We start from the raw sequence: 20,019 nt of genomic DNA, 5'->3' as shown, positions 1-20,019 counted from the left end.
CGGAGGCTAGGTTCGGAAACAGCAGTGCAGGATCGGGAAGGGCGGCGGTGGCGCGCGCGCGATGGCTTCGCCTAGCAGAACCGTGTGCCGGGTGAGTTCGGCGACGGGAGCGGGTTCAACAAGGCTGACAAGGACCGGTAGGAAGCCGGGGATCTGCGGGGCGGCGTGGTCGACCGACTTGGCGCCTAGCTGGCAATGTTCGAGGCAAAGCCCGTCATGGCTGCCGAGCGTCGTCTGCGCGGACTGCTCGGCCATTTCGGGGCACGACGCCATCATGCCCGCCATGTCCACCATCTGGCCCGCCGATTCAGGTGAACCGGGCGAGCCGGACGAACCGGGCGAACCAGACGAGTAGCGGCTTCCCATGCAGGCGTAAGCGGCCGCTGCCAGTTGCACTGTCAGGAAGGCGGTAAGGAGGAGTCCGGTAATCCAGAACCGGCGGGGAGAGGCGCGCACGCGAAAGGTCGGTGATCTGGCAGCAATATTATCAGCCTTCAGCGATGTCATACGCGCCTTTACCGTGGCACGTTGTCGCACGGATGCGGTATCGGTCACAGCAGCGTCCTCCATGCGGTTTGACCCGGATGCCCGGGCAGTACCGGGGCGGGTGCCGTTCGCACCGTTCGCAGTGCAAGTACAATACTGGGCGTTGTTCCATCCTGTCCGGGCTCGTCTCGCAATCTCCCATCCCATGTCCAATCTCATCGTGCACGGCGGCAAGCCGCTCCGGGGGCGTATTACCCCTTCCGCCAACAAGAATGCAGTGCTTCCTGTGCTCTGCGCCACGCTTCTGACCGATGAGCCCTTGCGCCTGCATGGCGTGCCCGACATCACCGATGTGCGCAAGATTCTCGACATCTTCCGCGCTTTGGGCAGCAAGGTGCATATGGATGACGCAAGCGGCACGCTGTCACTCCACCATCAGGAGACCGTGTTCGACGCCGCCCGCCATCGCCTGCCGGAAGAGATGCGCTCGTCCATCATGCTGGTGCCGCCGCTGCTTGCCCGCTTCGGTGTGGCCCGGCTGGAGGACAACGTCAAGGGTTGCACGCTTGGCGTGCGCGAGATCGATCCGCACGTCGATGTCTTCCGCCGCTTCGGTGGCGAGGTGGAGCGCGCCGACGGATCGCTGCTGGTGCGCAGCGCCGGCCAGCTGACACCCACTGACCACTGGCTCGACTACGCATCGGTCACCACCACGGAGAACTTCGTGCTGTGCGCTGCGGCCGCGGGTGGCACCTCCACGCTCACCAATGCCGCATCGGAGCCCCATGTGCAGGAATTCTGCCGCTTCATGGCGATGATGGGCGCGCGCATCGAAGGCATGGGCACCTCGCGCCTGACGGTGCATGGCGGCAACAAGCTCAAGGGGGGCGACTTTACCTTCGACGAGGATTTTCACGAGATCACCACCTTCCTGGCGCTGGGCGCCATCACCGGCGGCGATGTCGTGGTGCGCAATAGCGCGCCGGGGAATTTCCCGCTGATCGACCGCACCTTCGCCAAGTTCGGCGTGCAGATCACGCACGAAGATGGCTGGTCCCGCGCCACCAGCGCTGGCCCCCTGAAGGTGCAGACGCCGTTTACGAGCAACGTGCTGACCAAAGTCGAGGCCGCGCCCTGGCCTTACTTCCCGGTTGACCTGCTCCCCATCTTCATCGCGCTGGGCGTGCGCGCGCAGGGCAACGCCATGTTCTGGAACAAGGTGTACGACGGCGCGCTGGGCTGGACCGGCGAGCTGTCGAAGTTTGGCGCCCATGTGTTCTCGTCCGACCCGCACCGGCTCATCACCTTTGGTGGCAATCCGCTGACGCCGGCGGTGGTGGAAAGCCCGTACATCATCCGCGTGGCCATCGCTTTGCTCATGGTAGCCGCGAGCATCGATGGCCGCTCGGAGATCCGCAACGCCGCGCCCATCCGCCGGGCCCATCCGCGCTTCGTCGAGAACCTGCGCAGCCTCGGTGTCGAGGTGGAGTGGACCAGCGAGGAGTAACGGCCGCCAACGGCCGGTGTGGCGAGGCTCAGGTCGCCAGCGTGGCAGGCAACAGCCGGTCGAACTCACGCTTGACCACCGCGTAGCATTCGCAAGCATGCTTTTCCAGCGCCGGCCGGTCGAGCACCGCGATATGGCCATGGCTGTATTGGATCAAGCCGGCGCTCTGGAGTTTCAAGGCCGCTTCGGTCACGCCGGAGCGGCGCACGCCAAGCATGTTCGAGATCAGCTCCTGCGTCATCGTCAGTTCATTGGACGGCAGCCGGTCGATGCTCAGCAGCAGCCAGCGGCAGAGTTGCTGCTCGATTGAGTGATGCCGGTTGCAAACCGCGGTCTGGGCCATCTGGGTGATCAGTGCCTGGGTGTATCGCAGCAGCAAATGCTGGATGGGGCCGCCGCGGGTGAATTCCTGCTTCAACACCTTGGCACTCAGGCGATAGCCATGGCCGCCACTTTGCACGATGGCCCGGCTGGGCGTTGTCTCGCCGCCCATGAACAAGGCAATGCCGACAATGCCCTCATTGCCGACGATGGCGATCTCGGCGGAGGCCCCGTCCTCCATCACGTAGAGCAGGGAGACGATCGCCGTGGTCGGGAAATACACATACCCGAGCTGATCACCTGACTCATACACCACATGGCCCAGGGGCAGCTCGGTCAGGATCAGGTGTGGGGCAAGGCGCAGCCACTCCCCTTCGGGCAGTACGGCAAGGAGATGATTGGCCCTCGGATCGTGGGTGGATGCCATTTTTTGCCTCCCAATGCTGAATTGGGTTACGTGCCAGGCAATTTGCGCCAGTCGCGCAAGTGAAAACCCCGGGACAATCCCGGAGCCACCCATAAAAATATAGGTCAGCAATGTGGGAGATCAAAGGCGCGGCAGGCAGCGAGCACTGCACATTGACGGGCGGGTAACTGGAGTGGGCGGCGGCCGGCCGGGCAACGTACTCGTTGCCCGGGAGGTTTGCCTGCTTGCCCGTGCCTTGCTAGCGGATCTGCAGGGGGAAGAACAGGCTGATGCCGGGCGCCGGCTGGGGTACGTAAGCTACCGGCGGCGGCGCGTAGACATAGCGCTGGTTGTCATAGTAGTTGCCGCGATCGTCGCGATAGCCGCGATAGCCGCGATAGCCGCGATAGCCGCGATTGTCGCGATAGTCGCGGTGATCACGAGCGTGATCGTAGCGCTGGTTGCCCTGCCAATTGCCGTTGTGTCCTTGACGGGACGAAGCATACTGGTTGCCATGGTTCTGGCGGGGATGGTGGTCGCGGTCGTCGCCAAAGGCCGGTGCCGTCGACACGACGCCCAGTGCCAGCACCAGGCTGAATGCCGCGGCGGCCTTCACGGTCGCCGGGCGCACCCAGCGCGATCGCATTGTTGAGGTGTTCATCATGCTCTCCTGTGCTTGAGCGAAAGCCCGAACCGCGCGAGGTGGCTTGCGCCTGCGGCGGCCGTCCGGGCCCGGGGCTTCAGTTTTTTGTCGACGCATGCTGTTGCCGGTTCCGGAAGATCAGGTCGGCATTCTTCTTCTGCACGTCTGACATGCTGTCATACAGATCCCGGAACACGGGCGTGAGCTTCCTGATGCCGTCGGCATGCGCATCGGCGATATCCCCGTAGGACTTGAGGTCGCCGACGGCGGTCATGCCCTTGGCATCCTCAGTGCGCTCCTGCCGCAGCGAATCCATCTTGCTCGCGTTGTCGCGCATGACCTGCGCGACCTTCTGCCAGAGTTGTTCCTGCGCGCGCGTAATCTGGAGCTTCGTGTGGAGGTCGCTGATGTGCGTATCGATGCGATCCTGCTTCGCGATCTTCAAGACATGCGGGGAACCCTGCGCGTCGGTGGCGGTGATGGCCCCGGCGGGAACGGCCAGCGCCAGCATGGAGAAAAGCGCGACGGACGGCAGTACGTATGCCGTCTTCGGCAGGAATGACTGGGCGGTGAGTTTCATGATCGGTCTCCATGGAATTCCATGATCCCGCCGGCAGCTCGCCATCGTTGGCGGCGCGATCGCATGCTTACTTGTGGACCAGATTCCGGCTTGTGTCTGTCCGGCACCGGACAAGGATGAGCACCGTGGGGGCCATTGCAAGCGTTGCGGCGCGGGAGCTCACCAGCTAAAGCGGTAGCTCCCGGAGGGGTGAAGCGCCCATTCCCCATTGCCCCTCAACTCCAGCACCTGTTGGTGGTACTTCAGCAGAGTGGGACGGTGGCTGACGCTGACCAGCGTTGTCGAACCCGTCGAAAGCTGGAAGTAGAGGCGTTCCTCGTTGCCGATGTCGAGGGCGCTGGTGGCCTCATCCAGCATGGCATAGCGCGGTTTGGCGAGCAGCACGCGGGCAAAGGTGAGGCGCTGCTGCTCTCCCACGGACAGCACCTTCCCCCAGTCCAGATCCACGTCCAGGCCGCCAAATCTGTCCACGACGTCCGGCAGGTTGACCATCTCAAGCAGCAGCCGGAGTTCCTTATCGGATACCTTGCGGCCATCGCGATCCGGATAGAGCAACTGGCTGCGCAGGCTGCCCAGCACCATGTAGGGATGCTGCGGCAGAAACAGCATATGTTCCAGTTCCGGCCTGACAATGCGGCCGGTCCCGCAGTTCCAGAGTCCCGCTATCGCGCGCATCAACGAACTCTTGCCGCCTCCGCTCGCGCCCACGATCAGCAATCCCTCTCCCGGGTCGATCGATACCGTGAGATCCCTGACCAGGGTACGTTCGTAGTTTGGCGTTTGCAAGGTGACATGCTCGAGCGCCAGGCGAGCGTCTCGCGCCGCTTCGATCTTGTTCCCACCGCCATGCGGCGCGGCCAGCGTGACAGGCGTCTGCGTCAGGGCGCCAGAGAATGTGCTAAGCCGGTCGAGTCCGGCGACGAACCGGCTCAGACTTTCAAAGTTGTCGACGATCACGGTGAGCGAGGCCAGGATCGCGGCAAATGCGCCGGCTGCCTGGATGGCCCGGCCAACCTCGAGTTCGCCCGAGAGGACGCGTGAGGCCACAATGGCACTCGGCAGCATGATGGTGAGAAACGCATAGCCATACTGGAAAAGATTGAGGTTCAGCTGCCATCGGATCAGTTTGTTGAAATTGGCGAAGAGATGGTCGAAACGGCCTCGCACATGCAGGGATTCATGGGCCTCGCCGCGATGAAAGGTAATCGACTCGGCGTTCTCGCGCACCCGGATCAAGCTGAAGCGAAAATCGGCTTCTCGTTTCAACTGATAGAAATTCAGCCCGATCAGGATCCGGCCGAACACGAAGATCGAGATCGACGTGCCGACGATCGCATAGACAACAAGAAAAAGCACCAGCTGCCTGGAGATCGACCACAGCACGCCGCTGAACGCAATCAGCTGCAGAAGCGCCCCCAGAGTGAGCAAGAGAAAATACAGCGATTGGTTTGCGAACGTGTTGATGTCTTCCGAGATCCGCTGGTCCGGATTGTCGATCGAGGCGCTGGTGTTCAGCTTGTAGAACGCATGATTGCTGAAGTACTTATCCAGGTAGTGACGGGTCAGCCAGCGGCGCCAAAGAATACCAAGCGTGTTCCTGACGTAGTAGTAAAAGGCGTAGACCGGCACGGCGGCGATCAGCACATAGACGCATATCAGAATGGAGTGCCAGAATCTGCCGGCATCCCTCGCGGCCAGCGCCGATGTGAACTCCCCCGATTGCTCATTGAACAGTACGTTCGTCCCTGTTTGCCCGAGCAGTAACAAGACCAATAGAAAAAGGAGCATCCTGGCCTTCCATTTCTCCTGAGAGAACCAGTAAGGCTTTGCAATTTCCCAGAATCGCATCCACAAGTTGCTGCGAGATTTTCCCATCATCCCTCTCTTGCTTCTCGTGCCGGCGCCACAGACCTGATTGCGTCATCGGCATGGTCACGGTCCGTCTCTACGCGGCGTCAGACCCGGTGTCCCCCATGGCATGTCCCGCCTCATGCTCCCTTTGATGTCTGCCGGGGTCATTGGCAGGTCAGTTACTGAAATATAGGCCAGTCCATCGACGCTGGCGGCTTTTTGCGGGGAATCGCGAACCTGTGGGCAGGGTATCGGCTGCGCCGAAATAAGTTCGCCAAACCGTACGCTTGCGGACAGCACTTCTGCCGGGAGGTAGCTATATGTATACGTAGGGGCGCACATGCCGCTACATACCAGAGCCGGCGCCGGGATTTTCTGGAGCGTGTCCGGTGTGGGGCCCCACCAGTTTCAGATTCGGGTCGCGGGTGAGCGTTGTTTGCTGGAATCTACGAACATGAATAACAAAGCGCACTGTCCCGGATTGCGGATAGTTTGGGGGTAGTGGAATGTCAAAGGAAGCTCACCGAACCGTGGTCGTCATCTATCGAAGCCATCCGCAGCACTGGTTCTTCGCGGAGGTGGATGGCGGCTGCACCTATCGCTTCGGCCCGTTCGAGAGCGAAAAGATCGTCAACGATATCCTCCTCGTCATCTACCCTGCCGGCATACCACGTGAAACCCTGACCGCCATGACGGATTGCGACGATGACACCTTGTTGCGCACCGCGCAGGGCGTCGCCTGTCCGCCGCTGCCCAGCCCATGCCTGACCGAGCCGGCGCAAATGCAGTCGGCCTGCTCCGCTGGCGCTTCCTGGCGCGTCTTGATCAGCCGCCGTATTCAAGGCTGGATCCAAGGCTGGACGGCGGGAGGCGCGGTCTCTCGTTGAAAGCCTGAACGTCGCCTCGCACCGCGCATCGCCGCGTGCTGGAACTACCCGCGCGCAGCGATGCGCATTCTGCGTTCACTCCATGGCCGGCTCAGCGACCCTCAGCGAGGGACGATGACGACAGTGCCGTCGGCGTTGCTGCCTCTTGCCCCGGTACTGCCGGTACTACCCCTGGCGCCCGTGCCGCCGGTTGCACCCGTATCGCCGGTCGCGCCGGTGGAGCCCATTGCCCCAGCGCCCCCGGTCGCCCCGGTGTCTCCGGTTGCGCCCGTACGGCCGGTCGCGCCCATGTAGCCGGTATTGCCGGTGTTGCCTTGTGCTCCGGTGCCACCCGTTGCGCCTTGCGGCCCGGCCGGGCCCGTGCATGCCGTCGCAGCGAGCGCCATCAGTGCCGCGACTATCAGGTTCGAGTATTTCATGATGATTCCTTTTTTTGCTGACTTGAACAGCCCATGAAGTCGTGGGCTGTCTGACGGGCTGCTTATCTGGTGAGAGCGGGAACACGCCGGGACAACGCCCCCATGCCTCTGCGGACTCCACATTGCGAAGACACCAGACACCCGTCTCCGCGCACAGCCATCGTTGGTGACACTACGCGAACTTCGCGCTGCCGTCGGTACGCTAGCGGGCATCGATATCGCCGGCGGATACATCGGGCTCCCGATGGCGGCACTGGCGTTCCACCTATCGGCGGCCGACATCATCAATGTGGTGTATCAGCGGGCCGTGCTCCTGGTCGGGGCAGCACGGGGCCGCCCGCCGCAACGCGTCCCGGAAGCGGCGCCGCACGCAGTGTAGCGCCGCGGCCGAGGCAGGCAGGCGGCCTCAGAGCCGTGTCTCCCGCTGGTACCGGTCCTGCGCCCAGTACGGGGGCTGGCCATAGTACTCATGGATGCTGGTGGCCCATTGCTCGTCCGCCATGCTTGGCCAGTGATCCTTGTCGAAGCCGGGCGCGGCCTCCAGCACTTCCTTCTCGATGCCCAGCACAAAGCTCTTGCGCTGGATGTCGAGCGTGAGCGCGGACCAGGGCACGGCGAAGAGCTTTCCGCCCATGCCGAGGAATCCGCCAAAGGACAGCACCGCATAGGCGATGCGCCCGCCCGGCACGTCCAGCATGATGTGGTCGACTTTGCCCAGCTTGTCGCCGCCGGGGCCGATCACCGGGTTGCCTTCCAGCGTATCGGCTGCCATCAGGAACGGCCCGGGTCCCGGGCTGTTCTCTTCGATCTTGCCGACGATGGTGGCGCGCGGGCCACCGCTGTTTTGGTCGAGTTCATAGGGATTCATGGGGTGACTCCAGGTAGGGGAATGCAATAGGCGAATGCAACAAGCGGCAGCCTGCGCGCGCAGCGCCGCGGCCGGTGGCTTGCGGCGCTGCGCACGCGGGCTGTTTGTTACAGCTGGCGGACGGACAAATGATTCTCGACCGACTTCACGCCGTTGACGGCGTGGGTCACATCGACTGCAGTCTGTCTTTGCGTCGCGCTCGGGACGCTGCCGGTCAGGCGCACCACGCCTTCGCGGGTGCGGACATGCACGTGCGTCGAGCTCAGCTTCTTCTGTTCAAGCAAACTGGCCTTGACCTTGGTCGTGATCGCGGTGTCGCTCATGGCGGCGCCAATTGGCTCATGGGTCGGATTGATCGACGACATGGGCGAGGACATGGGCGACGGCCCGGCGTCGTTCGTGGCGCCAAGGCTCAGCGGAACGTACAGGCTGGCCGCGAGGGTGATGCACGCGGTGCCGATGGCGTATTTCAGGGGATGGATGGTTTTCACGTCAGTTACCTCGATTCAGATCCAATCGGTTGTCACAGGCCGGAGCGGCTCGTTGGGCGAGCCAGCCCCAGGCAAATGCAACCGCGCGGCATGGCCTCGCGAGGGATCGTATCTCCCTGCAAGCGGCATCCGATGGATCGAGACTGACATGGATCGGCCATGCAGTCGGTACGATGGCGGACACGGAGACGTCTTTCATGGCACTTCGCTTTGCGCAAGCACTTGCCGGCCAGTGGCCGCTCGGGCGCTGCTCAGGCGCTGCTCAGGCGCGCATGGTCACCAGCATCGCGCAGACAGCCAGGGCCATCATCAGCGTGGCGAGCCAGCCCAGCACCTTTAGCCTTGTGCTGATGACGAACTCGCCCATGATGTCGGCGCGCGCCGCCATCAGCATCGTCACCGCCATGATCGGCACGGAGATCACGCCGTTGATGACGGCGCTCCAGTACAACGCCTTGATCGGGTCGATCGCGGTGAAGCCCAGCGCGATGCCGATCAGGGTGGAGACGGCGATGATGCCGTAGAAGGCCTTTGCCGTCATCGGCGTGCGCTCCAGGCTGTTCTTCCACTTGAAGGCGCCCGCCATGGCATAGGCGGAGGATCCGCCCAGCACGGGAATCGCCAGCAAGCCGGTGCCGATGATGCCGGCACTGAACAGCATGAAGGCGAAATCGCCGGCAATGGGGCGCAGCGCGGTGGCTGCCTGTGCCGAGGTCTGGATATCGGTAACGCCATGCAGGTTGAGCGTCACGGCTGTCGTCAGGATGATGAAGAACGCCACCAGGTTCGAGAAGCCCATGCCGACATAGGTATCGATCTTGATGCGCCGCAAATTGGCTTGCGCCTGCCAGGGCGCATTGATCAGGGGCCGGGCCTGGGGGTTGGCGAGCTGATCCTCGACTTCCTGCGATGCCTGCCAGAAGAACAGGTAGGGGCTGATGGTGGTGCCGAAGACCGCCACCACGGTCGTGACGTACTCGGGCTTCCAGGACATATGCGGCAGCAGCGCCTTCGACAGCACTTGCGACCACGGGATATGCACGACAAACGCCGTGGCCACGTAAGCCAGCAAGGCCAGCGTGAGCCATTTCAGCATGCGGACATAGCGCCGGTAGGGCACGAACACCTGCAGCAGCAATGAGACCACGCCGAACACCACGGCATAGAGCTGGGCCGGGCCGCCCACGATCAGCCGCAGCGCCTCGCCCATGGCCGAGACGTCAGCCGCGATATTGATCGTATTGGCAACCAGCAAAAGGCTGATCACGGCATACAGGAGCCACGCCGGGTAATGCCTGCGGATATTGGTGGCCAGCCCATGGCCGCTCACCCGCCCGATCCTGGCGCTCACCACCTGGATGCCAACCATCAACGGGTAGGTGAGCAGCACCGTCCACAACATGTTGAAGCCGAACTGCGCGCCCGCCTGCGAATAGGTGGCGATGCCGCTGGGATCGTCGTCCGCCGCGCCGGTGATCAAGCCCGGCCCGAGCTTGCCGAGCCATGATTGTTCAGCGTCTTGCGGGGCGGATGCCACATCTTTCACCGTTGCCTCCAGTAGCAGGCTTGCCGCTAACATAGCAGGTTGCGCAGGTGTGCACGCCACGTTATGGCTATGTGCGCGGACAGCGCGCGCAGGGCCGACCGCATCGAACCGCATGCCCGTGCCTTTGCCTATACTTAGAGCCGCAGGTCAAGCGCATCATTCGCCAAGCGCCGTGCGCGTTCCGCACGCCAGTTGCCGGGGGCATTCATGGAGTACAAGGACTACTACGCGATGCTCGGGGTGGAACCCACGGCCACGCAAGATGACATCAAGCGTGCCTACCGCAAGCTGGCACGCAAGTATCACCCGGACGTCAGCAAGGAGCCGGATGCGGAAGCCCGCTTCAAGGATGTGGCCGAGGCGTACGTGGCGCTGAAAGACGAAGAGAAACGCGCCGCTTACGATGACGTGGGGGCGCGGTACAGGAGCGGCCGCGAGTTCACCCCGCCGCCGGGATGGGATAGCGGCTTCGAGTACAGCGGCGGCGAGGCGGATTTCGAGCAAGACCTGGATCGCAGCGATTTCTTCGAGTCGCTCTTCGGCGCCAGGCATGCGCAGTCTCGCGGCGCGCGAGGCGCTGCCCGCATGGCAGGGGGCGATCACCATGCCAAGGTGCAGATCGATCTGCAGGACGTCTACCGGGGCGGGCGCCGCACCATCACGCTGCGCACGCCCCAGGCAGACGCCAGCGGGCACGTGCGACTGCAGGAGCGGCAACTGGAAGTCAATATTCCCAAGGGCATTCGCAGTGGACAGCATCTTCGGCTTGCAGGCCAGGGCGGCCCCGGACTTGGAGACGCTCCGGCCGGCGACCTCTATCTCGAAATCGAGATCGCGCCGCACCCCCTGTTCCGCGTAGTCGATCGCGATGTCTACCTCGACCTGCCCGTGGCCCCATGGGAAGCCGCTTTGGGCGCCAGCGTCGGCATACCCACGCCGGACGGCAGCGTGCAACTCAGCGTGCCGCCGGGCTCGTCGGCAGGCCGCAAGCTGCGGCTCAAGGGCAAGGGCCTTCCCAGCACGCCGCCCGGCGACCTGTACGCGGTGCTGTCGATCGTCTTGCCGCCGGCGGACACGGAAAAGGCCAATGACGCGTACCGGGAAATGGCCAAGACCTTTAGCGGCTTTGCTCCGCGCCGTTCACTGGAGGCTTGATGCGATGAGCGATCAAGGCATATCGATGCTGCATGGCGTCCTTGTCGAAGAAGAGGTGCAGTTCACGCTGGTGGAACTGAGCGTGGCCTGCCATGCCGACATTGAACAGGTGGTGGCGCTGGTGGAGGAGGGCGTGCTGACACCGCACGGCGAGGACGCGCCGCGCTGGCGTTTCGACGGCGCCACGTTCAAGCGCGCCCGCGCGGCGCTGCGGCTCGCGCGCGACCTGGAGCTTGGGGTGGCGGGCGTGGCCGTGGTGCTTGACCTGCTGGACGAGATCGAGACGTTAAGGGCGAAGCTGCGGCGGGCAAACCTGGCTTGAAGAAGAGCGCTTCGCACTCCCGGTCAATTGATTACTTTTTCTTCTGAAAGGATAGAAAAAATAAGCTGGACGCAATCGGTCCGGCAGAGAAGAATCCGCCCACGCGGCACGTGGCGTTCAGGTTCCCGCGGCCATACCAACAGGCATCAACCGAGGAGACACGGATGTCATTCACTTCACGCGCGGCCACGCGCAGCAGGTTCGTCCTGGCGGCGCTGGCAACCCTTTGCCTTCCCGCGCCGGGCTTCGCGCAAGCCGCCCCGTATCCCGCCAAGCCGATCAGCCTCGTCGTCGGCAGTGCCCCGGGCGGCTCGGTCGATCTCTTCGCGCGTGCCATCGGCAAGCATCTGCAGGACGCATTGGGGCAACCCGTGCTGGTCGAGAACAAGCCAGCGGGTGGCGGGGTCATTGCGGGTACCTATGTCGCAAGGGCGCCGGCGGACGGCTACGCCTTGCTGATGGTGACGTCGACCTTCACGACCGGGGCGGCCATCCGGACAAACCTGCCTTATGACGCGGTGAAGAGCTTCAAGCCCGTGGGCATGCTCGCCAAAGGGCCCTTGCTGGTCACGGTGTCCGCCAATTCGCCGTTCAAGACGGTGGCCGATCTGGTGGCCAACGCAAAGGCCAATCCGGGCAAGCTCAATTACGGGACCTCGGGTGCGGGCAGCATCAACCAGTTCGCCAGCGAGCTGTTCGCGGACGCGGCCGATATCAAGCTGACCCATGTCCCCTACAAAGGCATGTCGCCGGCGGTGACCGACATGGTGGGCGGCCAGATCCAGATGATGGTGGCCAGCGCGCCGTCCATCCTCTCGCAGGTCAAGAGCGGGCGGGTCCGGGCGCTGGCCGTCACCACGGCCGAGCGCTCGCCCGTGGCGCCGGATCTGGTGCCGCTGGAGCAGGCCGGCTACAAGGGCAGTGCGTTGGAATTGTGGTGGGGCGTACTGGCGCCCGCCGGCACGCCGCAAGCCCTGGTGGACAAGCTCAACGGTGAGATTGGCAAGATCGTCCAGTCGCAGGAAATGAAGGCGTTCTTCCTCAAGGAAGGCGCGGAGCCGGCAGTGATGAAGCCGGCTGAGTTCGCCGCCTTCATCGCGTCCGAGGTAGAGCGCTGGCGGAAGGTCGCCAAGGCGGCGGACATCCGGCCCGAGTAGGCGCCGGCGCGCATCGCGCCATTCCGCCCGCCGCTACGCCCGCTATTACGTCATGTCCCGCACCCTCAGGCGCACCGCCGGGTCCCCCAGCACCACATAGTTGCGCGCATCGTCCCGTGCCACCCAGCGCAGCGCGATGTCGGCGTCGAGGACGTCGGCGCCCGCGCTGCGGTCCCGCAGCAAGTCAGCCAGTTCGGCGCTCAGCACGGCCCAGCGGATGTTGAAGCGGTCTGTCGCTTGGCCAATGCGCTCGCCGCGCAGCTTGGGCAGGCGCATCTGGCTCGCGTATCCGGGCAAGCGGGATCGGCATGGCCGAGCGGCGTATCCGCGCGCTTCGCCTAAGCCGGCGCTGGCAGGCTCACCTCCATCAGCGCCGCCGCCAACGGCGAGCGCACCGACGCGTGCAGCCATACCATGCCATGTCCTCAATTTGGTTTGCTTGACAGATAGTACGCATGACGTATTATATGTGGGTGGCGACGCACCGGACTGATCGCATCCAGCCTGGCAGCGCCGCGTCACGCCACCTCACATCCAAAGGATAGGAGCCAGACATGGCTATCGAAATTCTCGAACTTCACCATCACGCAGTGCGCATGCCTCTCGACAAGGTCGAAGCCATGGGCGCCTTTTACGGCGACGTACTGGGCCTCGATACCGACACCGGTCGCTGGAACATTCCGGGCGTGCCCGGCTATTTCCTCGACATGGGCAACGATTGCCAGATCCACCTGCTGGGCAGCGATGGCGTCTCGCCCTATGCGCAAGGCCCCGGCCGCGATCCGGTCGGCAATCACGTGGCGCTGGCCGTGCGCGATATCCTTGCCACGGAGGCGGAGCTGCTGCGCCTGGGCGTGGATTTCTGGAAGCAGGAAAACGTCGCGGCGCCCGAGCTGAAGCAGCTATTCATGCACGACCCGGCCGGCAACATGATCGAGCTGCACCAGATCGGCCGCTGCCGCTGCAAGCGCAGCGACCGGCTGTTTGCCGATCAACGCGCCGCCGCTGGCGCCACACCGGCGACGCAAAGCTGAGGCTCATGCGGCACGGCAAGTCTGATACGATAAGCGCACTATATGCCAGCCGTAGCAGGTAGCCCTAGCAGGTGGCCGAAGCCAGCACCCAACCCGATGACCAGCAAGACCGAACCCACCGAACCCACTGAACCTGCCGGGTCCGCCAGCGCACAGCAAGCCATCGCGCCGCACCTGAAGCTGCTCGCCGCCACCGCGGAGCGTGGCACCAGCCGCAAGAAGGCTGCGGCCGGGCTGATGCTGCTGTGGCTCAGCGATGACGTCATGAGTGGGGTCAACGCCGGGCTGCGCGAGCACGGCATCACCGAGAACAAGCTGCACGTGCTGATCCTGTTCTCACTGGACGAGCGTGGCATGCTGGACCTTGGCCCGCTGACGCCGTCGGTCATTGCCGATTACTGCGGCGTGACCCGCTCCTCGGCAACCGGGCTGCTGGACTGGCTGGAGACGCGCGAGCTGCTCGCGCGGGAGCATCGCAAGGACGACCGGCGCAGCCTGGAGCTGGTGCTGACCGACAAGGGCCGCGAGATGCTCGACCAGGCGCTGCCGTCCTTCTGGCGCTCCTGCGCCCAACTCACCCGCGAGTTGAGCGACGAGGATTGCCAGACGCTGCAGACGATCCTGGCCAAGGTCTGGCGCGGCATCAAATAGGGCCGGTAACCAACCGCCTTAACCAACCGCCTTAACCAACCGCCTTAACAAACCGTCTTAACCCGCGCCCAGCATGCGCGCCTGGCGCGCCTCATGCGCCTGCAGGGCAAGCGCGGCCGCAAGGCCCGCGCCGCAAAGCGCGGCCGTGAGCAAGAAGGCGCGGCCGCCCACGCTGGCAAACAGATAGCTGCCCAGGAACACGCAGGCCGCGGTCAGCAAGCCGGCACAGGCCGAGTAGAGGCCCGTGCCGCTGGAGATGACCTGCGCCGGCACCCGGGTGCGGATGTACTGCGCCGCGCCCAGTTGTGTGAAGCCTAGCGTGGCGCCCTGCAGCAGTTGCGCCAGCATGGCCACCCCGGTGCTCTCGGCCAGGCCGATCATCGACCAGCGCAGGATGCCCGCCGCGCAGGCCAGCGCGATCAGCGCCGGTGCCGACACCCGCGCCAGCAGCCGCGAGCCGAAGGTGAACGCCGTGATCTCCGCGATCACGCCCAGCGCCCACAGGTAGCCGATGGTTGATGCCGGGAACCCCACGCTCTTCCAGTACAGCGCGCTGTAGCTGTAGAAGAAGCCATGGCACGCCTGCGACATCGCGGCGCTGGCCAAAAACAGCGAGAAGCCGGGCAACTGCAGCACCTGCAGCAACGGCGCCTTCACCGCATGGCGCGCCGCCGCCGTGTCGTTGGGCAGCGCCAGCGCCAGCAGGCCCTGCGCCAGGTACGCCACCACGAACACGATCGCGATCACCTCGGTTCCCGCGCGATCCACCAGCCAGCCAAGCACGATCGACATGGCCACCACCGACATCGACCCCGCGCTGCGCAAGCGGCCAAAGTCAAAGCCATAGCGCGGCATGCCGGCCAGCGCCATGGATTCGCTCAGCGGTATCAGGCCCGCCGAGCAGGCCTTGATGGCCAGGAAGACCAGCAGCACGCCGATGAAGCCCTGGGCGCTGAGCAACAGCCCGGCGCTCAGCGCGGAGCCGGCCACCAGCGCGAGCAGGATCACCTTGCGGCTGCGGTACTGGTCCGCCATGGCGCCCACGGCCGGATTGACCAGCACCGCCAGCGCGGCGCCCAGCGCCAGCACCATCCCGGTCTGCTGCTCGCTCAGGCCCTGGGCGCGGATCCAGAGGGGGAAGAAGCTGATGGTGATCGCAACCGGGGCGTACAGCGCGACGTAGTAGAGATAGAACGACGCGATGGCGTTCCGGGAGGCTCGGGCGGGGGCGGTCACGGGTAAAGGCGGATGGCTTGGAAAGATAGCTCTGCGATAGGCCGGGGGAATGCGCAGCATGCATCATCGCGCCAGAGCGGGCGCAGGGCAAGCCATTCCGCCGCCCGCCTCCCGTGCGCCGATGGTCCTGTCGCAAGCATCCCCGCTGACCTAGAATCGCAATAGCGGTACGGGCGAGCGGTTCTTTGAATTGGCGGGAGACTGAAAATGGCGCTTGACGGCGGGACTCCGGGCGAATCGATCCAGGTGGGCCAATTGCACATCCAGTACCTGATCGATGGCGCCGCGACAGGTGGGATGGGCGTATTCGAATTGACGGTGCCGCCCGGCTCGCAGGTGCCGCCAGCGCACAGCCACACGCACAACGAAGAGTGCGTCTATGTGCTGGCGGGCAGGCTTCGGTACGCTGTCGACGGGGTGGCCCGGGACCTGGCGCCGGGAGAGTGGATGCATACCCCGCGCGGATCGGTGCATCAGTTCAGCAACCCGCACGGCGACGCGGCTCGCGCACTGGTTGTTCTCACGCCGGACATCGGGGCCCAGTACTTCCGCGACGTCGCTGATGTCGTCAATGCCGGCGCGCCACCCGACCGCGCGGCGCTGCTTGCGGTCATGTCCCGCTATGGGCTCGTACCGGCCGCACCACCGGCAGCACCACCGGCCGCACCGGGTTAAGCGCAATCCATTGCCTAGGGCTGCGTCCAGCCCATCTCCACAAACACCCGGCACAGCGCTTCCATGCCCGCCGCGTCTTCGTCATCGAAGCGGGCAATCACGGGGCTGTCCACGTCCCACACGCCAATAAGCGTGTCGTCAGCGGCGATCAGCGGCACGACGATTTCCGACTCGGAGGCCGCGTCGCAGGCGATATGGCCGGGAAACGCATGCACGTCCCGCACGACCTGCGTGCTGCGGGTTTGCGCCGCAGTGCCGCAGACGCCCTTGCCCAGGCCGATCCGCACGCAGGCGGGCTTGCCCTGGAATGGCCCCACCACCAGTTCGGTGCCGTCGTAGAAGTAGAAGCCCGCCCAGTTGAGATCCTTCAGCGCGTGGTAAACCAGCGCCGAGAAGTTGGCGGCGTTGGCGATGCGGTCGGTCTCGTCCGCCAGCAGGGAGCGCGCCTGGGCGGCCAGCTCTTCATATTGCGCGGCCTTGGAGAGCGGGGCGGTGTCGCTGGATAGCTGAAACATGGTGCGGGTCCGGTGGGCTTGTCATTGCGGGTTCGAAGCCGAGATCCTAATCCCAAACCGAAACCTGTGCGCGCGCGGCGATCACGAGCCCGCCACCTTCAGCAGCACCGGGTCGTTGCGATACAGGTCGGGGAACATCTGCTTCAGGTAGCCGATCTTGGGCATGTCGTTGATGACGATGTATGGGTGCGAAGGATGGAGGGTCAGGAAATTCTGGTGATAGCTCTCCGCCGGGTAGAAGGCCTTGTAGTCCTCGATGCGGGTAACGATGGGCGCCTTGAACGCGTTGGCCTTGCCCAGTTGCGCGATATAGGCCTGCGCCACGCTGCGTTGCTCCGCGTTGAGCGGGAATACCGCCGAGCGGTACTGCGTGCCGTGGTCCGGGCCCTGGAAGTTGAGCTGGGTTGGGTTGTGCGCGACCGAGAAGAAGATCTGCAGCAGGCGGCCGTAGCTGATCTGCGCCGGGTCGAACGTGACCTGCACCGATTCCGCGTGTCCGGTGCCGCCGCCGCTGACGGTCTCGTACCGGGCAGTGCTGGCCGCGCCGCCGGCATAGCCGGACGTGACCTGCTTCACGCCGCGCACGTGCTGGAACACGCCTTGCACGCCCCAGAAGCAGCCGCCGGCGAACACGGCCGTTTCCGTTGGCGCCGCGCTGGCTTTTTCATCGAGCGCGGGCGGCGGGATCTTGACGGCGTCTTCTGCCGAGTTGGCCACGCGCTGCCAGGCCAGCAGGCCCGCCGCCAGCATGACGAGGCCCGCGACTTTCGCGGCGGACGAGCGCGTCCACCAGGAGAAACCGGTTGAAGTTTGCGTGGTCATGATTGCCTGTCCTTGAACGTTGCTGTGTCGTGATCAATGCGTGGAATATGGCGGCTTGCGTGCGCATCAGCCGAAGGTAAAGGCATAGGCCTCCACGCCGGGGTCCAGGAATTCGATCGCAAACGTGCGGTCGGTCACCTTGCCCGTCTGCCGCACCAGCTGGTACAGCCGCTGCCCGGTCACCGTGCCGCTGCCATCCGCCGCCACATCGGTACCGCGCGCGCCGCCTGGCGCGGCGCCGTCCACGCTTACCCGGAACCGCACCGGCTTGCCATCCTTGCCCGGCCCCAGCACCAGATGCAGGTCGCGCGCGTGAAAGCGGTAGACGATCCGCCCGGAGGGGCCGGCCAGCGTGGCGTGCTCCGCACCCACCTGCCAGGTGCCGGCCAGGCCCCAGTCGTTGAGCGCGGGGCTGACGGGCGCGGTATAAGTGTGCGCCTTGTCTTGCACCTCGCCGCCGGGAGAGGCGAAGTTCTCTGCCCGCTCATAGCCAAGATAAGTCTCGCCGGACTGGATCTCCGCCTTGTCGGCAGCCATCTGCACGCCTTGCACGCTTTGTGCATCGGCATGGCTGATGCCGAGCGCCACCTTCGCCGCATCGGCATGGCCCGCCTCCGCCAGCAGTTGCTGGATCACCTGCTCGGATTTCGCGTACTCGCCCTCGCCGAAGTGGTGAAAGCGGATCTGCCCCCGCGCGTCGATGAAATAGTGCGCCGGCCAGTACTGGTTGTTGAAGGCGCGCCAGATCGCATAGTTGTTGTCGACCGCTACGGGATAGTCGATGCCGAGGTCGCGCGTGGCCTTCTTCACGTTGTCGAGGTTGCGCTCGAAGGCAAATTCCGGCGCATGCACGCCGATCACCACCAGCCCCTGGTCGCGGTACTTCTGCGCCCAGGCCTTCACATAGGGCAGGGTGCGCAGGCAGTTGATGCACGAGTAGGTCCAGAAATCGACCAGCACCACCTTGCCGCGCAGCGCCTCGGCCGTGAGCGGCGGCGAGTTCAGCCACTCCACGGCGCCGCCCAGCCCGGGCAACTGGCCTTCCACGGGCAGCGCCGCGGCGGCGCTTTCGCTGGTCTTGAGGCTGGTTGCGCGCATCATCGCGCCGTTGCCGGTTTCCGCCTGTTTAGCGGAGAGCTTGTCGACCAGCTGTTGCTCGATGCCGCCCGTGGCCACGGTCGATACGCGGGCCAGCACACCGGTGTCCAGCCCCAGCCCGATGGCAGCCACGCCGAGCAACATGGCCGCGCCGATGCCGCGCCGGACCCATTCCCCCGCGCCCAGCGAGCGCTTCATCGCGGTAAAGACCCGGCCACCGATCAGCAAGGCCACCGCCAGCGACGTGGCCGCGCCGGCCGCATAGGCGACCAGCAGCAGCGTGGTGCCGACGCTGGCGCCACGCAGCGCCGCACCGGTCAGCACAAGGCCGAGGATCGGGCCAGCGCAAGGCGCCCACAGCAGGCCGGTGGCAATGCCGAGCAGGAACGACGAGCCGGGCCGGACCTGCCCGCCATCGGCCTGCGCAAACGCGGAGAGCCGGCTGCCCGCGCTGACCAGCGGATGCATCAGCCGCTCGGCCAGGCGCGGCAGCAGCAGCGTCAGGCCGAACACGGCCAGCAAGGCAATGGCCAGCCAGCGTCCGTACTGGTTGGCCTGGGTCACCCAGCCGCCGCCAACCGCCGCCAGCGTTGCCACTGCCGCGAAGGTCAGCGCCATGCCGGCCAGCAGCGGCAGGCCGCTGCGCACAAAGGGCTGGTCGGCCCGCGAGAACACGAAGGGCAGCACGGGCAGGATGCACGGGCTGAGGATGGTGAGTGCGCCACCAAGGTAGGCGAGGATAAGAAGGAACATGGAATGCTTCAGTCTGGTTGTTGTTGGCGTGTTGTTGGCGTATTGCCGGCGTTGGAGGCCCGCGCGGGCTCAGGCGGCTTGCGGCTTGAACGTCATCGCCACGCCGTTCATGCAGTAGCGCAGCCCGGTCGGCTTGGGGCCGTCGTCGAACACATGGCCCAGGTGGCCGCCGCAGCGCCGGCAATGCACCTCCGTGCGCGATATGCCGAAGGAGCGGTCCTCGTTCGTGCGCACGGCGTTCTCCAGCGGCGCCCAGAAGCTGGGCCAGCCGGTGCGGCTGTCGAACTTGGTGCGCGACGAGAACAGGTCAAGCTGGCATCCCGCGCAGGCGAAGATGCCGGCGCGATGCTCATCGTTCAGCGGGCTGCTGTAGGGCCGCTCCGTGCCTTCCTGGCGCAGCACGTTGTACTGGTTTGCGCTGAGCATCTGGCGCCATTGGGCGTCGGAGTGCACTACCTCGAAGGTTTCGGCGGCCTTGCCCGCGTTCGCTGCGTTTGCCGTGCCGGCGGCCAGCGCGCGCCAGCCGCTAACGGCCGCAAGCGCCGCCACGGCGGCACTGCCCGATACCAAAAAGCGCCTTCTGCTTCCCATGATGT

The 20,019-nt window shown here is 65.0% G+C and carries 23 protein-coding genes; 8 read left to right on the top strand and 15 right to left on the bottom strand.

The genetic code is table 11. The features are described 5' to 3' along the window. Positions 1-6: 6 nt before the first annotated feature. A complete protein-coding gene (locus AB4061_RS18890) occupies positions 7-507 on the bottom strand; it encodes a copper resistance protein (RefSeq protein WP_441636412.1) in 501 nt (166 codons plus the stop codon). Between the two features lie 184 nt (positions 508-691). Here AB4061_RS18890 and AB4061_RS18885 point away from each other — a divergent pair, with 184 nt between their 5' ends. After that, a complete protein-coding gene (locus AB4061_RS18885) occupies positions 692-1,993 on the top strand; it encodes a UDP-N-acetylglucosamine 1-carboxyvinyltransferase (RefSeq protein ID WP_441636410.1) in 1,302 nt (433 codons plus the stop codon). Between the two features lie 28 nt (positions 1,994-2,021). Here the strand turns inward: AB4061_RS18885 and AB4061_RS18880 are convergent, their stop codons facing one another. The 4 genes from AB4061_RS18880 to AB4061_RS18865 form a co-directional block, all read right to left on the bottom strand. Next, positions 2,022-2,741 (bottom strand): Crp/Fnr family transcriptional regulator, encoded by a 720-nt coding sequence (locus AB4061_RS18880; protein WP_441636477.1) that lies wholly within the window; start codon positions 2,739-2,741, stop codon positions 2,022-2,024. Positions 2,742-2,979: 238 nt separating this feature from the next. Beyond that, positions 2,980-3,381 (bottom strand): hypothetical protein, encoded by a 402-nt coding sequence (locus AB4061_RS18875; protein WP_441636408.1) that lies wholly within the window; start codon positions 3,379-3,381, stop codon positions 2,980-2,982. A 79-nt stretch (positions 3,382-3,460) separates the two neighbouring features. Beyond that, positions 3,461-3,943, bottom strand: a complete 483-nt coding sequence (locus AB4061_RS18870) for a Spy/CpxP family protein refolding chaperone (protein WP_441636406.1) — start codon at positions 3,941-3,943, stop codon at positions 3,461-3,463. Positions 3,944-4,102: 159 nt separating this feature from the next. Further along, on the bottom strand, positions 4,103-5,791 hold the full coding sequence (locus tag AB4061_RS18865) for an ABC transporter ATP-binding protein/permease (RefSeq protein ID WP_441636404.1): 1,689 nt from the start codon (positions 5,789-5,791) through the stop codon (positions 4,103-4,105). A 509-nt stretch (positions 5,792-6,300) separates the two neighbouring features. On the opposite strand from AB4061_RS18865, the gene AB4061_RS18860 reads away from it, so the two are divergent. Next, positions 6,301-6,681: a hypothetical protein gene (locus AB4061_RS18860; RefSeq protein WP_441636402.1), complete on the top strand. Its 381-nt coding sequence runs from the start codon at positions 6,301-6,303 to the stop codon at positions 6,679-6,681. A gap of 101 nt (positions 6,682-6,782) precedes the next feature. On the opposite strand, the gene AB4061_RS18855 is transcribed toward AB4061_RS18860, so the two are convergent. The 4 genes from AB4061_RS18855 to AB4061_RS18840 all read right to left on the bottom strand — a co-directional run bounded on the left by AB4061_RS18855 (position 6,783) and on the right by AB4061_RS18840 (position 10,038). Continuing rightward, positions 6,783-7,100, bottom strand: a complete 318-nt coding sequence (locus AB4061_RS18855; RefSeq protein ID WP_441636400.1) for a collagen-like protein — start codon at positions 7,098-7,100, stop codon at positions 6,783-6,785. Positions 7,101-7,506: 406 nt separating this feature from the next. Beyond that, the gene (locus AB4061_RS18850) at positions 7,507-7,968 is read right to left on the bottom strand and encodes a PRC-barrel domain-containing protein (RefSeq protein ID WP_441636398.1); all 462 of its coding nucleotides are present in this window, start codon (positions 7,966-7,968) and stop codon (positions 7,507-7,509) included. A gap of 107 nt (positions 7,969-8,075) precedes the next feature. After that, complete coding sequence (locus tag AB4061_RS18845) at positions 8,076-8,459, bottom strand: BON domain-containing protein (protein WP_441636396.1); 384 nt, start codon at positions 8,457-8,459, stop codon at positions 8,076-8,078. A 262-nt stretch (positions 8,460-8,721) separates the two neighbouring features. Further along, complete coding sequence (locus tag AB4061_RS18840; protein ID WP_441636394.1) at positions 8,722-10,038, bottom strand: NRAMP family divalent metal transporter; 1,317 nt, start codon at positions 10,036-10,038, stop codon at positions 8,722-8,724. Between the two features lie 174 nt (positions 10,039-10,212). On the opposite strand from AB4061_RS18840, the gene AB4061_RS18835 reads away from it, so the two are divergent. The 3 genes from AB4061_RS18835 to AB4061_RS18825 all read left to right on the top strand — a co-directional run bounded on the left by AB4061_RS18835 (position 10,213) and on the right by AB4061_RS18825 (position 12,639). After that, entirely contained in the window at positions 10,213-11,160 is a 948-nt protein-coding gene (locus AB4061_RS18835) for a DnaJ C-terminal domain-containing protein (protein ID WP_441636392.1), read from the top strand. Positions 11,161-11,164: 4 nt separating this feature from the next. Then, positions 11,165-11,482, top strand: a complete 318-nt coding sequence (locus AB4061_RS18830) for a chaperone modulator CbpM (protein ID WP_441636390.1) — start codon at positions 11,165-11,167, stop codon at positions 11,480-11,482. Positions 11,483-11,646: 164 nt separating this feature from the next. Then, positions 11,647-12,639: a Bug family tripartite tricarboxylate transporter substrate binding protein gene (locus AB4061_RS18825; protein WP_441636388.1), complete on the top strand. Its 993-nt coding sequence runs from the start codon at positions 11,647-11,649 to the stop codon at positions 12,637-12,639. 45 nt (positions 12,640-12,684) lie between these two features. On the opposite strand, the gene AB4061_RS18820 is transcribed toward AB4061_RS18825, so the two are convergent. After that, positions 12,685-12,936, bottom strand: coding sequence for a hypothetical protein (locus AB4061_RS18820; RefSeq protein ID WP_441636386.1), 252 nt, complete (start codon positions 12,934-12,936; stop codon positions 12,685-12,687). Between the two features lie 257 nt (positions 12,937-13,193). Here AB4061_RS18820 and AB4061_RS18815 point away from each other — a divergent pair, with 257 nt between their 5' ends. After that, on the top strand, positions 13,194-13,673 hold the full coding sequence (locus tag AB4061_RS18815) for a VOC family protein (protein WP_441636384.1): 480 nt from the start codon (positions 13,194-13,196) through the stop codon (positions 13,671-13,673). Between the two features lie 96 nt (positions 13,674-13,769). Next, entirely contained in the window at positions 13,770-14,324 is a 555-nt protein-coding gene (locus tag AB4061_RS18810; RefSeq protein ID WP_441636382.1) for a MarR family winged helix-turn-helix transcriptional regulator, read from the top strand. A 57-nt stretch (positions 14,325-14,381) separates the two neighbouring features. Here AB4061_RS18810 and AB4061_RS18805 read toward each other — a convergent pair whose 3' ends face one another. After that, positions 14,382-15,560 carry an MFS transporter gene (locus AB4061_RS18805; RefSeq protein ID WP_441636380.1) on the bottom strand — a complete coding sequence of 393 codons (1,179 nt, stop codon included), beginning with the start codon at positions 15,558-15,560 and terminating at the stop codon, positions 14,382-14,384. A 207-nt stretch (positions 15,561-15,767) separates the two neighbouring features. On the opposite strand from AB4061_RS18805, the gene AB4061_RS18800 reads away from it, so the two are divergent. Then, complete coding sequence (locus AB4061_RS18800) at positions 15,768-16,235, top strand: cupin domain-containing protein (protein ID WP_441636378.1); 468 nt, start codon at positions 15,768-15,770, stop codon at positions 16,233-16,235. A gap of 14 nt (positions 16,236-16,249) precedes the next feature. On the opposite strand, the gene AB4061_RS18795 is transcribed toward AB4061_RS18800, so the two are convergent. The 4 genes from AB4061_RS18795 to msrB form a co-directional block, all read right to left on the bottom strand. After that, positions 16,250-16,750, bottom strand: a complete 501-nt coding sequence (locus AB4061_RS18795; RefSeq protein WP_441636376.1) for a GAF domain-containing protein — start codon at positions 16,748-16,750, stop codon at positions 16,250-16,252. Positions 16,751-16,831: 81 nt separating this feature from the next. Continuing rightward, positions 16,832-17,572 (bottom strand): peptide-methionine (S)-S-oxide reductase MsrA, encoded by a 741-nt coding sequence (gene msrA, locus AB4061_RS18790; protein WP_441636374.1) that lies wholly within the window; start codon positions 17,570-17,572, stop codon positions 16,832-16,834. A 66-nt stretch (positions 17,573-17,638) separates the two neighbouring features. Next, positions 17,639-19,423, bottom strand: a complete 1,785-nt coding sequence (locus tag AB4061_RS18785) for a cytochrome c biogenesis protein DipZ (RefSeq protein ID WP_441636373.1) — start codon at positions 19,421-19,423, stop codon at positions 17,639-17,641. A gap of 69 nt (positions 19,424-19,492) precedes the next feature. Beyond that, on the bottom strand, positions 19,493-20,014 hold the full coding sequence (gene msrB / locus AB4061_RS18780; RefSeq protein ID WP_441636371.1) for a peptide-methionine (R)-S-oxide reductase MsrB: 522 nt from the start codon (positions 20,012-20,014) through the stop codon (positions 19,493-19,495). Positions 20,015-20,019 lie beyond the last annotated feature (5 nt).

Origin of the sequence: Cupriavidus sp. YAF13 (genome assembly GCF_052113425.1) — a bacterium.
Lineage (GTDB): Bacteria > Pseudomonadota > Gammaproteobacteria > Burkholderiales > Burkholderiaceae > Cupriavidus.
This window is presented reverse-complemented; position numbering and strand designations above follow the sequence as displayed.

What these genes read in the sequence shown, in the direction of transcription:
- AB4061_RS18855 (WP_441636400.1), bottom strand. Translation starts at nt 7,100, where the DNA reads ATGAAATACTCGAACCTGATAGTCGCGGCACTGATGGCGCTCGCTGCG.
- AB4061_RS18795 (WP_441636376.1), bottom strand. Translation starts at nt 16,750, where the DNA reads ATGTTTCAGCTATCCAGCGACACCGCCCCGCTCTCCAAGGCCGCGCAA.
- AB4061_RS18830 (WP_441636390.1), top strand. Translation starts at nt 11,165, where the DNA reads ATGAGCGATCAAGGCATATCGATGCTGCATGGCGTCCTTGTCGAAGAA.
- AB4061_RS18875 (WP_441636408.1), bottom strand. Translation starts at nt 3,381, where the DNA reads ATGAACACCTCAACAATGCGATCGCGCTGGGTGCGCCCGGCGACCGTG.
- AB4061_RS18815 (WP_441636384.1), top strand. Translation starts at nt 13,194, where the DNA reads ATGGCTATCGAAATTCTCGAACTTCACCATCACGCAGTGCGCATGCCT.
- AB4061_RS18880 (WP_441636477.1), bottom strand. Translation starts at nt 2,741, where the DNA reads ATGGCATCCACCCACGATCCGAGGGCCAATCATCTCCTTGCCGTACTG.
- AB4061_RS18885 (WP_441636410.1), top strand. Translation starts at nt 692, where the DNA reads ATGTCCAATCTCATCGTGCACGGCGGCAAGCCGCTCCGGGGGCGTATT.
- msrA (WP_441636374.1), bottom strand. Translation starts at nt 17,572, where the DNA reads ATGACCACGCAAACTTCAACCGGTTTCTCCTGGTGGACGCGCTCGTCC.
- AB4061_RS18785 (WP_441636373.1), bottom strand. Translation starts at nt 19,423, where the DNA reads ATGTTCCTTCTTATCCTCGCCTACCTTGGTGGCGCACTCACCATCCTC.
- AB4061_RS18835 (WP_441636392.1), top strand. Translation starts at nt 10,213, where the DNA reads ATGGAGTACAAGGACTACTACGCGATGCTCGGGGTGGAACCCACGGCC.
- AB4061_RS18870 (WP_441636406.1), bottom strand. Translation starts at nt 3,943, where the DNA reads ATGAAACTCACCGCCCAGTCATTCCTGCCGAAGACGGCATACGTACTG.
- AB4061_RS18860 (WP_441636402.1), top strand. Translation starts at nt 6,301, where the DNA reads ATGTCAAAGGAAGCTCACCGAACCGTGGTCGTCATCTATCGAAGCCAT.
- AB4061_RS18850 (WP_441636398.1), bottom strand. Translation starts at nt 7,968, where the DNA reads ATGAATCCCTATGAACTCGACCAAAACAGCGGTGGCCCGCGCGCCACC.
- AB4061_RS18890 (WP_441636412.1), bottom strand. Translation starts at nt 507, where the DNA reads ATGACATCGCTGAAGGCTGATAATATTGCTGCCAGATCACCGACCTTT.
- AB4061_RS18825 (WP_441636388.1), top strand. Translation starts at nt 11,647, where the DNA reads ATGTCATTCACTTCACGCGCGGCCACGCGCAGCAGGTTCGTCCTGGCG.
- msrB (WP_441636371.1), bottom strand. Translation starts at nt 20,014, where the DNA reads ATGGGAAGCAGAAGGCGCTTTTTGGTATCGGGCAGTGCCGCCGTGGCG.
- AB4061_RS18865 (WP_441636404.1), bottom strand. Translation starts at nt 5,791, where the DNA reads ATGCGATTCTGGGAAATTGCAAAGCCTTACTGGTTCTCTCAGGAGAAA.
- AB4061_RS18810 (WP_441636382.1), top strand. Translation starts at nt 13,770, where the DNA reads ATGACCAGCAAGACCGAACCCACCGAACCCACTGAACCTGCCGGGTCC.
- AB4061_RS18800 (WP_441636378.1), top strand. Translation starts at nt 15,768, where the DNA reads ATGGCGCTTGACGGCGGGACTCCGGGCGAATCGATCCAGGTGGGCCAA.
- AB4061_RS18840 (WP_441636394.1), bottom strand. Translation starts at nt 10,038, where the DNA reads ATGTTAGCGGCAAGCCTGCTACTGGAGGCAACGGTGAAAGATGTGGCA.